The organism is Streptomyces olivoverticillatus (assembly GCF_014203555.1).
Classification (GTDB): domain Bacteria; phylum Actinomycetota; class Actinomycetes; order Streptomycetales; family Streptomycetaceae; genus Streptomyces; species Streptomyces olivoverticillatus.
Map to the genome: position 1 here is coordinate 26416 of NZ_JACHJH010000008.1, position 14736 is coordinate 41151.

8 protein-coding genes and 2 pseudogenes are annotated in these 14736 nt (G+C 66.2%); 8 read left to right on the forward strand and 2 right to left on the reverse strand.

Features of this window, described 5'->3' with window-relative positions:
* Positions 1-44: 44 nt before the first annotated feature.
* From FHS39_RS22880 to FHS39_RS22915, 8 genes and pseudogenes are all read left to right on the forward strand, one after another.
* The gene (locus FHS39_RS22880) at positions 45-2096 is read left to right on the forward strand and encodes an amino acid permease (protein WP_184351325.1); all 2052 of its coding nucleotides are present in this window, start codon (positions 45-47) and stop codon (positions 2094-2096) included.
* Positions 2097-2209: 113 nt separating this feature from the next.
* A complete protein-coding gene (locus FHS39_RS22885; protein WP_184351326.1) occupies positions 2210-3538 on the forward strand; it encodes a class I SAM-dependent RNA methyltransferase in 1329 nt (442 codons plus the stop codon).
* A 401-nt stretch (positions 3539-3939) separates the two neighbouring features.
* Positions 3940-4682: pseudogene (locus tag FHS39_RS26085) on the forward strand (DUF5655 domain-containing protein).
* A gap of 212 nt (positions 4683-4894) precedes the next feature.
* The gene (locus FHS39_RS22895; RefSeq protein ID WP_184351327.1) at positions 4895-6463 is read left to right on the forward strand and encodes a type I restriction-modification system subunit M; all 1569 of its coding nucleotides are present in this window, start codon (positions 4895-4897) and stop codon (positions 6461-6463) included.
* Entirely contained in the window at positions 6456-7742 is a 1287-nt protein-coding gene (locus FHS39_RS22900; RefSeq protein WP_246470424.1) for a restriction endonuclease subunit S, read from the forward strand. Before FHS39_RS22895 ends, FHS39_RS22900 begins: the two co-directional genes overlap by 8 nt.
* Before the next feature lie 3 nt (positions 7743-7745).
* A complete protein-coding gene (locus FHS39_RS22905; protein WP_184351328.1) occupies positions 7746-10823 on the forward strand; it encodes an HsdR family type I site-specific deoxyribonuclease in 3078 nt (1025 codons plus the stop codon).
* A 39-nt stretch (positions 10824-10862) separates the two neighbouring features.
* Positions 10863-11039 (forward strand): annotated as a pseudogene (locus FHS39_RS22910) (serine/threonine protein kinase); the annotation flags it as partial.
* A gap of 88 nt (positions 11040-11127) precedes the next feature.
* Complete coding sequence (locus FHS39_RS22915; RefSeq protein WP_184351329.1) at positions 11128-13299, forward strand: AIPR family protein; 2172 nt, start codon at positions 11128-11130, stop codon at positions 13297-13299.
* Positions 13300-13462: 163 nt separating this feature from the next.
* Here the strand turns inward: FHS39_RS22915 and FHS39_RS22920 are convergent, their stop codons facing one another.
* Together FHS39_RS22920 and FHS39_RS22925 are read right to left on the reverse strand one after the other, a co-directional pair.
* Positions 13463-13729, reverse strand: a complete 267-nt coding sequence (locus FHS39_RS22920; protein ID WP_184351330.1) for a DUF6255 family natural product biosynthesis protein — start codon at positions 13727-13729, stop codon at positions 13463-13465.
* Complete coding sequence (locus tag FHS39_RS22925) at positions 13729-14658, reverse strand: ATP-binding protein (protein WP_184351331.1); 930 nt, start codon at positions 14656-14658, stop codon at positions 13729-13731. Before FHS39_RS22925 ends, FHS39_RS22920 begins: the two co-directional genes overlap by 1 nt.
* Positions 14659-14736 lie beyond the last annotated feature (78 nt).

Consider the following 14736-nt stretch of genomic DNA (forward strand, 5'->3'; position numbering starts at 1 on the left):
GGCTGGTGGGCAGCATCAATACCGAACCCTTACGATCCTCTGTTGTGTCCAAACTGACCGACCTGCCGAAACGGATTCTCATCGGCCGGGCGCTGCGCAGCGACAAGCTGGGAGAAACGCTCCTCCCCAAGCGCATCGCGCTCCCCGTCTTCGCCTCCGACCCCCTGTCCTCCGTGGCGTACGCGCCGGGCGAAGTACTGCTCGTCCTGTCCGTGGCGGGTGTGTCGGCCTACCACTTCAGCCCATGGATCGCCGTCGCCGTCGTGGTGCTGATGTTCACGGTGGTCGCCTCGTACCGCCAGAACGTGCACGCCTACCCCAGCGGTGGCGGCGACTACGAGGTCGCCACCGTCAACCTCGGCCCGAGAGCCGGCCTGACGGTGGCCAGTGCCCTCCTCGTCGACTACGTCCTGACCGTCGCGGTCTCGATCGCCTCCGGCATCGAGAACCTCGGCTCCGCCATCCCGTTCGTCGTGGAGCACAAGACGGCCTGTGCCATCGCCGTCATCGTGCTGCTGACCCTGATGAACCTGCGCGGCGTCCGGGAGTCCGGAACGCTCTTCGCGATCCCCACCTATGTCTTCGTCGGCGGCGTCTTCCTGATGATCGCCTGGGGCGCCTACCGCGGCCTGATCGTGGGCGAGACCATGAAGGCCCCCACCGCCGACTTCAAGATCAACGCCGAGCACACCGGCCTCGCCGGCTTCGCGCTCGTCTTCCTGCTGCTGCGCGCCTTCTCCTCCGGCTGCGCGGCGCTGACGGGCGTCGAGGCGATCAGCAACGGCGTGCCCGCCTTCCGCAAGCCCAAGAGCAAGAACGCGGCCAGCACCCTCGCCCTGATGGGCGGCCTGGCCGTCACCATGTTCTGCGGCATCATCGCGCTGGCCATGGCCACCCATGTGCGGATGGCCGAGCACCCGGCCACCGGGCTGCTCAAGGACGGCAAGCCGGTCGGCGACGGGTACACCCAGAATCCGGTCATCTCGCAGGTCGCCGAGGCCGTCTTCGGCCACGGCTCGTTCCTGTTCATCGTGCTGGCCGCGGCCACCGCGCTGGTGCTGTTCCTGGCCGCGAACACCGCGTACAACGGCTTCCCGCTGCTCGGCTCGATCCTCGCCCAGGACCGCTACCTGCCGCGTCAGCTGCACACCCGCGGCGACCGGCTGGCCTTCTCCAACGGCATCGTGCTGCTGGCCGGCGCGGCCGCGGTCCTGACCTACATCTACGGCGCAGACTCCACCAAGCTGATCCAGCTCTACATCGTCGGCGTCTTCGTCTCCTTCACCCTCAGCCAGACCGGCATGGTCCGCCACTGGAACCGCCACCTGGCCGGCGAGACCGACCCGGCCAAGCGCCGCCACATGATGCGCTCCCGGGCGATCAACGCCTTCGGCGCCTTCCTGACCGGCCTGGTCCTCGCCGTGGTGCTGCTGACGAAGTTCACGCACGGCGCCTGGGTGGCCCTGCTCGGCATGGTCGTCTTCTACGCGACGATGACCGCGATCCGGCGCCACTACGACCGGGTCGCCGAGGAGATCGCCGCCCCCGACGAGGCCGGCGAGGAGGCCGTGCGCCCCTCCCGGGTGCACTCCATCGTCCTGGTCTCCAAGGTCCACAAGCCCACCCTGCGGGCCCTGGCCTACGCCAAGCTGATGCGCTCCGACACCCTTGAGGCCCTGAGCATCAGCGTCGACGCGGCCGAGACCAAGGCGCTGCGCGAGGAGTGGCACCGCCGCGGCGTGGACGTACCGCTGAAGATCCTGGACTCGCCCTACCGCGAGATCACCCGGCCGATCATCGAGTACGTCAAGAGCCTCCGCAAGGAGAGCCCGCGCGACGCGGTCAGCGTCTACATCCCCGAGTACGTCGTGGGCCACTGGTACGAGCACCTGCTGCACAACCAGAGCGCCCTGCGCCTCAAGGGCCGGCTGCTCTTCACTCCCGGGGTGATGGTCACCTCCGTGCCGTGGCAGCTGGACTCCTCGGAGGCCGCCAAGCAGCGCGCCCGCAAGCGCGCCGAGTGGAACGCGCCGGGTGCGGTGCGGCGCGGCCCGGCGCCGCAGCCGAAGAAGGAAAAGGCTTCCACGAAGAAGTAGCTTCCACGAAGAAGTAGCTTCCACGAAGAAGCAGCGAAGTCGCTGGTGGGGCGGGACGGCACGTAGACTGAACGGCTGTCCCGCCCCACCTGTCTTTTTGGAGTCGACCCGCAATGCAGCACGAGACCGAAGCATCGCTGGTCGGCCAGGAGTACGAGGTCGAGGTCGGCCCCGTCGCCCACGGCGGCCACTGTGTGGCCCGCACGGAGTCCGGCAGGGTCCTGTTCGTCCGGCACGCGCTGCCCGGCGAGCGCGTGGTCGCCCGGGTGACCGAGGGCGAGGAGACCTCCCGCTTCCTCCGCGCCGACGCGGTGGAGATCCTCCAGGCGTCCAAGGACCGCGTCGAGGCGCCCTGTCCCTTCTCCGGCCCCGGCAAGTGCGGCGGCTGCGACTGGCAGCACGCCAAGCCGGGCGCCCAGCGCCGCCTCAAGGGCGAGGTCATCGCCGAGCAGCTCCAGCGCCTGGCGGGCCTCACCCCGGAGGAGGCCGGCTGGGACGGCACGGTGATGCCGGCCGAGGGCGACAAGCTCCCGGCGGGCGAGGTCCCGGCCTGGCGCACCCGCGTCCAGTACGCGATCGACGCCGAGGGCCACGCGGGTCTGCGCAAGCACCGCTCGCATGAGGTCCAGGTCATCGACCGCTGCCTGATCGCCTCCCACAACGTCACCGAGCTGGGCATCGAAAAGCGCGAGTGGCCGCAGATCGCCTCGGTCGAGGCCATCGCGGCCACCGGCTCGGGCGACCGCCAGGTCGTCCTCACCCCGAAGCCGGGCGGCCGCCTGCCGATCGTGGAACTGGACAAGCCGGTCTCGGTCCTGCGCGTGGGCGAGAAGGACAAGCAGATCCACCGCGTCCACGGCCGCCCCTTCGTACGCGAGCGCGCCGACGAGCGCACGTACCGCGTCTCCGAAGGCGGCTTCTGGCAGGTGCACCCGCAGGCGGCCGACACGCTGGTGAAGGCCGTCATGCAGGGCCTGATGCCCCGCAAGGGCGACATGGCCCTCGACCTGTACTGCGGCGTGGGCCTCTTCGCGGGTGCCCTCGGCGAGCGCATCGGCGAGAAGGGCGCGGTGCTCGGCATCGAGTCGGGCAAGCGCGCGGTGGAGGACGCCCGCCACAACCTCCAGGACCTCGACCGCGTCCGCATCGAACACGGCAAGGTCGAGCAGGTCCTGCCGCGCACGGGCATCAAGGAGGCCGACATCATCGTCCTCGACCCGCCCCGCGCCGGCGCCGGCAAGCAAACGGTCCACCACCTCGCCTCACTGGGCGCCCGCCGCATCGCATACGTGGCGTGCGACCCGGCGGCCTTGGCCCGAGACCTCGCGTACTTCGCGGAGGAGGGGTACAAGCCGGCGACGCTGCGGGCGTTCGACTTGTTCCCGATGACGCATCACGTGGAGTGCGTGGCGATTCTGAAGCGGGTGCCGAAGGACAGCTGACCTGCGGTTTTACCTGGTGTGCAGTATGTGCGCTCTGGGCGTTACGGGCGAAATTTCTGACGCTGAAATGACGCTTGTGACGCTCGTGTGACGCTCGTCGGGTGGGCAATCAGAGGGCGCAAGATCGCCCGTCGACTGGGCTTTGAGTCCGGTCGGCGGGCGGTTGTGTTGGGCAGAGCGAAGGGCCTGCCCAGGATGCACGACGCTGTTCCCGAAGTCCTTTGACATGCCCTCACGCCTCCGGAAACAATCCCGCCCTCGTGGATCGTTGTGATCCGCGAGGACAAGGGGGACGGGTGTCGAGTCTGAGGTTGTTCAACGTCGCGGGTGGTGGCGCGGCAGAGGTGGTATCGGCCACGGCGGTGCGTGAGCGGCATCTGCAGGAGCTGGTCGAGAGGAACATGGAGGCGCTGTTGGGCGTGCGCTTCCTCGCGAGCGAGTACAGCACTGGACCGCTGCACGGCGGACGGATTGACTCGCTGGGCTTGGATGAGAACGGTTCGCCCGTGATCGTGGAATACAAGCGTGGCCAGAGCGTGGGTGTAATCCCGCAGGGCCTTTTCTACCTGGCCTGGCTGAGCGACCATCGGGCCGAGTTCCAGCTCCTGGTCCGTGAACGCCTCGGGGCAGCGGAGGCGGCTCAGGTGCTGTGGAGCGCGCCCAGGCTGATCTGCGTCGCGGAGAGCTTCACCCGCTACGCCGTCCACGCCGTCCGTGAGATCCAGCGCAACATCGACCTCGTCCGCTACCGCTACTTCGGCCACGAGCTGCTCGCCCTGGAGACGGTCGTCTCCGTAACGCCGTCGGCCAAGGAGCGGCGCGCCGTTCGCAAGCGAGATCGCGCCGCCACGACGATCATGCAGCCCTGCGCCGTCGGCGAACCGCTGTGACGCAGGTGGAGCGCAAGCAGTACCTCGCCTACAGGCGGCTGGAGAACTTCGCCTGCGTCGGCCGCACGCAGCAGCGCGAGGTCGTCGTCTACCTCAAGGCAGACCCAGACGCAGTCGACCTCGTCCCCGGCTTCACCCGGGACGTACGGGAGATCGGCCACCACGGCACGGGGGCGCTGGAAGTGCGCCTGCGATCCGAGGCGGACCTGGAGCGCGCCGGCGACCTGTTCCGGCTGAGCTACGAGGCCGCGTAGGGCCGACGCTTGGTCTACTTACCGCATTTTGTGGCCCTGGGGAGGGATATCGTTGGTGAGTCGCCCGCACAGCGAATGCGACGCCCCCGCGAGAGTTCACCCGGCAGCGTGCCAATCGTGTACATGGCGAGCGTGCCCGAAATAGGGTGACCAGCGAGAACGCAACGGCCTTCGGGTCGCCGCCCTTTGACGATCAAGGACACCCCCGACTGATGGCAGTGACCCAGCAGGAGATCGAGAGCCGGTTGTGGGACGCCGCCGACGAGCTGCGCGTGGCGATGTCCGAAGCGCAGTACTCCTCGGTCGTCTTCCCGCTGATGTTCTGGAAGTACTTGTCAGACACCTGGGAGCATCACCACCAGGAGTTCCTGGATGAGAACGACTTGGACGGCCTCTCCGCCGAGGAAGCGCACGAGATCGAGTACCGCGACTACCAGTCGTTCAAGATCCCGTTCATCGATCGCGGGACCATCCAGGAACGTCGCGCCTCCTGGTCCTCCATCCTCGCCACCATTACCCTGCCCGGCCTCGGCCAGCGGGTCCGCGCCTCCCTGCAGGCCATTGAGACGGCCAACCCTGACAAGTTCTCCCGCCTGTTCGGGGCCATGACCTGGACCTCCGAAGCTGTGCTGTCGGAGGAGGTGTTGGGGGCAGTCATGCAGGCGATGGACCGCACCCCGAAGATGCACGAGGGCAACATGTCCCACGACGTGCTCGGTGGGGCGTATGAGTACCTGCTGAAGCGGTTCTCTGACGGGTCTGGCACCCGCGCTGGCCAATTCTTCACTCCGCGCGAGGTCGTCGAGCTGATCGTCGAGATCCTGGAGCCCAAGAGCTTCGAGTCGGTGTACGACCCGACGTGTGGGTCGGGCGGCATGCTCATCGCCTCCGCAAACCTTCTGAAGGCCCGCGGTGGGCGTGGCTACACCCTCAAGCTGCATGGGCAGGAGGCCGTACCGGACACTGCGGGTGTGGCACGCATGAACCTCTTCATGCACAACCTCACCCAGTTCAAGGTTGAGGTCGGCGATACCCTGAAGGACCCGCGCTTCAAGAAGGACGGATCCGTCGCGCAATTCGATGTGATCCTCGCCAACCCGCCCTACAGCCTGAAGTGGAAGCCCTGGACGAGCGACCCGCGCGCTATCGGCGGGGTTGCCCCGCAGTCGTCGGCGGACTGGGCGTTCGTCCAGCACATGATCGCGTCGATGGACCCGAAGAAGGGGCGCGCCGGCGTCGTCTTGCCCCACGGCGTCCTCTTCCGCGGCGGCCAGGAGGCTGCCATCCGCAAGCGCGCCCTGGACGACGATCTCCTCGAGGCCGTGATTGGGCTGCCGGCCAACCTCTTCTACAACACCAGCATCCCCACGGCGATTCTGGTGTTCCGCGCACGCGGCACCAAGGCCCCGGCGCGGCAGGACGGCGCGCTGTTCATCGACGCCTCCAACCGGTTCACCAAGGCCAAGAATCGCAACATCCTCACCGATGCCGACATCGCCGACGTTGTGACCGCCTACCACTCGGACTTCGACAGCGACGGCACCCCGGTGGATGCCGACGGAGAGGGCGCTCTCTCAGCACGTTTTGTCCCGACCACCGAGATCGTGGCCAACGGGTACGACCTCAACATCGGCCGTTACATCAAGCAGGCCGCCGCCGAGCAGGAAGACCTCGGCACCCTCATCGACGTCTACAACATCGCCCGGGCCGAGCGCCAAAAGACCGAACTGCGCATGCTCAAGGTCCTCTCTGCCGCAGGGATCGAGGGCTTCGATGAGTGACTGGCAGCAGATCAGCCTCGGTGACCTGGAAGCTCCTGCGCGCCAAAAGGTCTCCGTTCCGCCGCAGAGATCGAGGGCTTCGGTGTGCGACGGATATCCGCTTCGTCCGCTCGGGGAGGTGATGCGCCTCGACATCCAGCGCACACCGATGAAGCCTGCAACTACCTACCGCCTGGCTGGGGTCCTGAATGCAGGAAAGGGGGTTGTCGCTAAAGGCGAACTCGACGGCGGAGATACAGAGTACGCGGCAATGAACGTGCTGCACGTTGACCAGGTCGTGATGCGCAAACTGACCGCATGGGAAGGCCCGATCACCGTAGTACCTGCCGAGTTCGACGGGTTCGTCGTCAGCAACGAGTTCCCGACGTTCACGCTTGGCCCAGAACTGATGCCCGCTTGGATGAGGCACGTCTGTGGATCACCGCGACTGTGGGCAGAAATGAAGAACCGAGTGAGCGGGACAGTTCAACGGCGCAAGCGTCTCAACCCAGAGCAACTCTTGCAGATCCAACTCCCAATCCCACCCCGCGAGGTACAAGCGCGGATCGTCGAGATGCTCGACGCGGTCGACGACCAGATCGCAGCACTCGACGACGAGGCTGAGGCGCTGGACCGCGTATCGATGGCCGTTGCCGAGGACATGCTCGCCGAGGAACCAACCGTGGCGCTCGGAACGATGCTTAATGACATTCGAGGTGGCAAGAGTCCCCAGGCGAACAATAGGCCCCCCGGCGCTGACGAGCTTGGCGTATTGAAGGTCAGCGCGGTCACGCCCTTCGCGTTCCTCCCAGAAGAGTCCAAGAGCCTTCTACCTGGCACGTTCATGCCTGAGTCCGCGCTTGTTCAGCCCGGAGACGTACTCATCACGCGAGCGAACACGCCTTTGCGAGTCGGGGCCGTCGCACGAGTCCCCGCCGATGTTCGGGACGGCCTCTACCTTGCTGACAAGACTCTTCGACTGGTGCCGTCATCAGAACTGGACCCGGACTTCCTCGTGGTGGCCATGGCGCTGAAGTCGGCCCGGACTCACCTCACGAGTTCGGCTACAGGGACCAGCGCCTCAATGGTCAACGTCAGCCAGGACCGCATTCGTGACACACCGATCCCGCTTGCCGACCTGGACCGGCAGCGGGAGGTTTCCTCTGCTGTGCTGTCTGTCCGTACGAACACCGATGCGGTGCGTGCTGAGGCCGCCCGCCTCCGGAATGCACGCTCCAGCCTGCTCTCGGGCTTGCTGGACCGCACCATCGACATCGAGTCTGCCGAGCTGGAGGTCTGAGCCGTGGCGAAGGGCATTCGGGAGCGTGAGTTCCAGAACCTGATGATCCAGTGGTCCCTCCCGATGGGCTGGCGCTTCACCGCGGGCAGGTCGCTGCCGCGTGAGACGACGCAGACGGTGGTCGCTGGCCACCTGCGGGACGCCATCGTCCGGCTCAACCCTGGGGTGATCGACGGGTTCGACGTGGACGTGGTGGTCGAGGAGATCGTTGCCACGGTCAACGCCGTCGAAGGTGGGCTGGTGCGGGCCAATGAACAGGTGTTACGCCTGCTGCGAGGGCATAAGGAATTCCGAGACGCCGAGGGTGTGTGGCATGCCCTGAAGGTCATTGACTTCGAGCACCCGACCGCCAACATGCTGGTCGTGTCCGACGAGGTGACCATAACCGTCCCCGGCAAGACGTCCCGACGGTTCGACCTCGTCTACTGGGTCAACGGCCTGCCCCTGGTCGTGGTCGAAGTGAAGTCTCCGACCGCGAAGTCCGCGTGGGCGGATGCCGCCCGCGAGATCAACAACGTGTACGCCGCCGAGTACCCGTGGTTCTTCACCCCTAACGTCTTCGCTGTCGCCTCCGACGGGCTGAAGCTGCGGTTCGGTGCCGCTGGCGCGCCCACGAACTTGTGGCAACCGTTCCGGTCCACCGACGACGACGAGAACCTGTCTGGGCAAGCCGACGTGAAGCGCTCCGTCGAGTTGCTGATGAACCCGGCCACGGTTCTGGACATGCTCGCCAACTTCGTCCTCTTCGACACCGCCGGGGGAGGGGCCGACAAGAAGTACCTACCCCGCTACCCGCAGATGGAAGCTGCGCACCTGATCCACGAGCGAGTCCTGCAAGGCGGCTCGAAGGGCCTGGTCTGGCACCACCAAGGGTCTGGGAAGACCCTGCTGATGGTTTTCGCCGCCGCCCTGCTACTGGCCGATACTCGCACCGAGTCGCCCACGATCATCCTGCTCTCGGACCGGACTCACCTCGTCCGACACACCTCAGGGGTGTTCACTTCCGCAATGGGGGACGCGTACTTCCACAAGCCTTCGAACAGCCGAAAGCTACGCGCCCTGCTGGCCGACGACGTGCGTGGCGTCATCTCCACGACCGTCCACAAGTTCGCCGAGGCCGGCAAGAACCTGTCGGTCCGTAGCAACATCATCGTGCTTGTCGACGAGGCACACCGCACCCAGTCCTCCGATGAGGAGTCCCTGGCCGGGCAGATGCGCGCAGCGTTGCCCAATGCAAGGTTCTTCGGCATGACCGGCACCCCTATCAGGAACCTCGCCACCGACACCTTCGACCTCTTCGGAGAGGAGGCCGACCCGGGCAGAGTGCTGCACCGGTATTCGGTATCCCGCTCTCTGCTGGACGAGGCGACCGTCCCGGTCATCCTGCATCCGCACCCGGTCTCCTTCGAGATGAACGACCAAGCTTTGCAGGCCGAGTTCGACGAGTTCGCTGACGACTTCGACCTTGACGACCCCGACCGTGAGGCCCTGTCACGTAAGTTCGGACGCCTTACCTCGGTGTTCGCCAACCCCGACCGTATCCACACGGTCTGCCAGCACATCGTGGACCACTACCTGGCCAGCGCCTACCGCAACGGCCTCAAGGCCCAGGTCGTCGCCTACAACCGTGAGCTGGCTGTGGCATACACGGACAAGATCAACGAGCTACTTGCTGGCTTCGAGACGTCCCAGGTGCTCGGCGAGGTCGGGAAGCATCAGCGGATCACTGCAGAGGTGAACATCTCCGTCTCGGACTCCAAGACCGAAGACGTTGACATGAAGCCGTACCAGCTCTCGGAGACCGAGGAAGAGGAGCAAAAGCGGCGGTTCCTCAGCCCGGACGACCCGCTGTGCTTCCTGGTGGTGACCGCGAAGCTGATGACGGGGTTCGACGCTCCCAACGAGGGTGTCCTCTACCTGGACAAGCCGCTGAAGGCCCACAACCTGTTCCAGACGATCACTCGTCCGAACCGCACTTGGGTGTCACCGACTGGTTTCGTGAAGACCTCCGGCGTGGTCGTGGACTACATCGGCCTGGCCGAAGAAGTCCAGCGGGCCGTCGTCGACCCCACCGCGGCTGGGTCCAGCAAGGGAGGCGGGTTCGTCACCGACCTGTCCGTACTGGTCGCCGAATTCCGACTCGCCTTCGCCCGCATCGAGGACCTCCTCGCGGACGTGGTATCCGTGGACCTGACGGTCCACGGATACCACTCCGTCCGAGCCATCAACGTCTTCCTGGACGCCAACCCCGACGCCGCCGAGGTGTTCAGTAAGGACTACCGGCTCCTGGCCCGCCTGTACCCGTTCATCAACACTGACAAGCGGGTCGCCAAGTACAGCGAAGGCTTCGGACTGTTCGGGTCCGTGTACACGACCCTGTTCAAGAAGTCCTCTGACGAGGAACGGAAGGAACGGCTGACCGAGCTGGGGCCGATGGTCCTGGAGATCATCAACGCCCACGTCCACTCCTTCTCTGTGGTCGCCTCTCAGGAGGAAGCCCTCGTCCTTGATGCCCAGGGCATCGCCATACTCAAGGAGCTGCTGGCGCTCGTCCGTCCCAAGGCCGACAAGACTGACGGCGAGGACAAGTCCCCGCCGTCAGCGGCGGAAATCCTGGACCACATCAAGGCCGCGCTCGACAAGGGCGTCGAACCGGGGTCCGCGAAGTACACCGCCCTCGCAGAGCGGATCAAGCAGCTGCGGGACCGGATTATCCAGAACGCCCAGGACGCCCTGGAGTTCCTGTCCGAAGCTCTTCGGATCGCCCGTGCCATCGTGGACGCCGAGAAGCACCCGGACGAAGCCGTCGTCGTGCTGGACGACGACCGCGTGGGTGTCCTGTCGCGGATCATCCATGATCACGCACCGTCCGGCCTCACAGTCACGGAGAGGAACCTGGCCCAGGAGATTGACCAAGTGGTCACCCGCACCCTCGCCCGGTCATGGGACAACGCCGACGCTCGCAACCGAGGCGCCCGCCGCGCTACCGCCGCGGTCTTCCGCCGGTACATGTTGAAGCCGGTGGGGGAGCCGTATGACTCCACCGTCGCCTACATCGAGGCGCACTACCTCGTCGACTGACGAATGCGCGGAGGCCCGGCAACCTGTGACGGTTGCTGGCGCCGCGACATCGGGATGCTGCTGCTCGCGCAGGGACGAGCGAGCGAAGCCCGGCGCATCCTGGATCCGCTCCACGAGGACCTGTGCGTGGTCTTGGGGCCGGGTGATGAGATGACCGCCGAGATCGCGGAGGCGCTCACGCTGATCCGGCTCGACCTGGACCAGTCGGACTCCTGACCGGCCTCGGCGTGGCACGATCAAGACGACCGGCGCAACAGGGCGGGTAGGCGAACCGGCCGGGCCGACCGGTGGGAGGGGAACGAAGATGAACGCCAAGCAGGCTGCTGGAGTCATGCCGAAAGTGGATACCCAGGTGCGCCAGGTCGGCAATGGCCTGGAGAAGATCTACGGGGGCCTGTTGGCGCTCGGGGATCTCGACGGGATGCCGGAGAGCCAGCGGAAGCCGCGCCTGATTTCCCGGGCGCTGACAGCCCAGGCGGTACGGATGGTCACAGGCTTTAGCCCTGCGGATGCCGCCGCTACTGTCATCGACGGGCACGCGGACCAGGGCATTGACGCCATCGCCGTGGTGGGCGGCCCTAACCCGCACGTGTACCTGGTGCAGGGCAAGTGGAGCCCGGAGGGCAGGGCAGCCGCGGACCGAAAGGCGGTACTCGAACTCTTTGCTGGCCTGCGCCTCATCGACGACGAGGACTTCGCCCCTTTCAACCCCAGAGGCCGCCAGCTGGCCGAGTACGCCAAGTCCGTCATGGACCAGGGGCCGGTGCCCGTCACCCAAGTCGTCGTTTTGATGCGCCCCGAAGAACCGGGTGAGGGATTTCGCCAGGCCCTGGTCACGGGGGAGCAGCCGTTCAACCGCTACGGCGATCGTCTCGACCACAAGATCATCCTGGCGCCGGAGGTCTGGGCGTCCGTACGTAAGGACCTCGCACCGGAGCCGGTTGAGCTCAGTGCCACACTCTTCCCGTGGTTTGGAATCACCTCCCCGTACGTGTCTTACCAGGGCGTCGTCATAGCGGAAGAGATCGCCGAATGGGCCAAGAGCGGTTCGAACCTCTTCAACCTGAATATCCGCAACCCGCTTGGCCGCACTTCGATCAACAATGCTTTGATCGAAACCCTGACCCAAGAACCGGCCAGCTTCTGGTACTTCAATAACGGAATCACCGTGCTTTGCGACGCGGCTGATACGGCTCATCAGAGCATGCTCGCGCCGCAGCACCGGCCGCTGACGCTTACCCTCCACAACGCCAGCGTGGTGAACGGTGCGCAGACCGTCCGGTCCGTCGCCGAGGCCATGGCGGCCGGCACGGCTGCTGCTGAGGCACAGATCGGCGTACGCATCATTGTCACCGGTAAGCGGGAGGATTTCGCCAGGAAGACCACCCAGGCCACGAATCGTCAGAATAGCGTTGGTCCCCGCGACTTCATTGCCCTGGATCCCGTCCAGGCAGCAATTCTGGAGGAGATGCGGGCAGAACTCGGGCTGGAGTACAGCGTCCGCCGCAGTGAGCTGGACCCACCCGAGGAGACCGGATGCTCCGTGATCGAAGCCGCGTGCGCGCTCGCCTGCGCCCACCCGGACAGCCAGTACGCCGCGCGGATGGCCACCACGTTGGATGTCCTGTGGGAACGCGGCTCGCAAGGCATCTACGATGTGCTGTTCCGCCCTCAGCCGGGTGCCTACCTCCTGTGGAACGCGGTGCAGGTCTTGCGGGCCATACGGCGCAGCTTGCACCAGCTTCGCTCGCGTTACGCAGGACGTGGCGCCGCTCTTACCGAACACGGTGTGTATCTGATCTCCCACCTTGTCTTCCGTCGCCTCGACACCGAAGCCATTAACGAGCCGGATCCCACACTGGAGTGGGCGGTAAGGGCGGTGGCGCAGGTTCCTGCCCTGGTTGCAGAGCTGCTGCCCGCAGTCGCTGCCGCGATCGACGACCTGTACACCGAGCGCTCGCGGATCCAGGCCGTGTGCGCCGACGTCACCCGCTGTCGGGAAGTTGTCGAACGACTGCTCGGGACGACCGCCGAGCCGGAAGCCAGGCCAAAGCTGGACAAGTACCGTCGCGTACCGGCGCAGCGCAAGCCCCGCCGTCCCAACGCCGTCCATGTCCTCGTCGACAAGGGCGTACTCGAAGAGGGCGCCCCGCTCACCCTCCATATGGCCTATCCGCTTGAGGCAGAGGCTCTCCGGGACTGGCTGACCCAGAACCAGAAGCGCAGCCTTGCCACCTGGGTCAACCACCGAAGCAAGCCGATCCTCTGGGCCGCCGACGGCAAGCAGTACTCGCCGTCTGGTCTGATCACCCGGATGTGGGAACTAGCCGAATGGAAAGAGCGGCCCGTGGCCAACCAGGGCACCGCACGCTGGGTCACCAAGACCGGTGAAACCCTCGCCGACCTGGCCTGGCGGGTCCTCGGCGAACTTGAAGAGCCGGACGAGGATACGCCGACTGTTTCTGCAGACGATTGACGAAAGCCCGGTGGTGCGCGACTGCGATCTCATTGAAATCTGCGTGAGGGGTGAAATGCCCTCGCGCCCCGGGCTCGCCTTCTGCGCCAGTTCGTCGACGCCACTGACAGAGGCGGCTCTGTCCGTCAGGCCGCCTGCGCAGCCTGGCGGGCGGAGTCGTCGTTCAGGCGACCCGGCTGAGCACCGAGCCTCCCAGTGCCCAGCGGCCGAGGCGGCGGCACGCGCGTGAGATCGCGATGGTGGCGGAGCGGTCCGCCTGGGTCGCGTTGCGGGGGCGTGGAGTCAGGGCCGCAGGTAGCCCCGGCGGGCGCAGAGCGCCGTAGCGGGTGAAGCGACGGGTCCCGCAGGAGCGGCAGCGTTCCTCGCCGTCGGCCGTATCCCAGCCGGACAGGTGCGGGCAGTTGTCGACGAGGCGACCTACGCCGTACATCAGAACCTCCTCGACGAAGCGGTGGGGACAAGGTCCCGCAAGGGTGTGGGCATGATGTCGGCGATGGGCATCCACGCGGCTCGGTCCGGCGACAGCTCCGGAGAGCCGGATGGGGCCTCGAAGAAGTACCAGAAGCGCACCCTCTCCCTGTATGACCCGTCGTAGGGGCCGGACTGGCGTTGCTCGATCCACAGTGGTGGGGTTGGCCTCTCTTGGGCGAGCCGTAGTCCGGTCCGCTCGGTGGTGATTCTGTGGGCTGCGGCCGCTGGCGAGTCGTCCTGTCGTGTCAGTGGCCCGCTGAGCAGACGCACCAGGCCACTGGAGTGCAGGATCAAGCCGATGGTGACGGCGAGGCAGTGGCGGGTGCAGGGTTCGCCTGTCGCCAGGTGGTCGCACGTGGCGCGGGTGTAGCGGATGACGCCCGCCAGTTTTTCGGGGCGGGCGAGCCCGTAGCGGAAGATCTCGCGGACGATGTCCGCTCCTCTGATCGTGGATGCCGGCGGTGTCGCCTGTGAGACGTCGAACAGGCAGTGGATCTCCTTGCCCTTGAACACGCCTTGGCCGGGCGGTGGCGCCACCACCTTCCAGCACCCGTGAGTGAGTGCGTCAACCAGCGCCAGGCCGCGACCGGTTGTCCGTCCCGTTCGCGCGTCCCGTCTGACAGGTTTGGCGCGGCAGTTGTCACTTACGCGGACGTGCAGGAGGTACGCCTTGCGTTCCATGGTCAGGGCGCAGTGGGCGTCCTGGACGTGATCCAGGACGTTGGTCAGCAGCTCGTTGACCACGGTCACCACGTCGTCGGCGTATGCCGTCAAGCCCCAGCGGTGGAGTTGGGCGCGTGCGATCCGGCGCGCTATGGCCAGTTCCGCCGGTCTCAGCACGAGCTCCATCTCGAGCTGCCGGTCGGAGTGCCGTGTGTGGATCGTCATGTCCCCTCCATGTCCGGGCGCGCAGAAGCCGTGCAGCATCGATCAACCTGCAGTCACATGTCGGCTGCGATGCGTGAC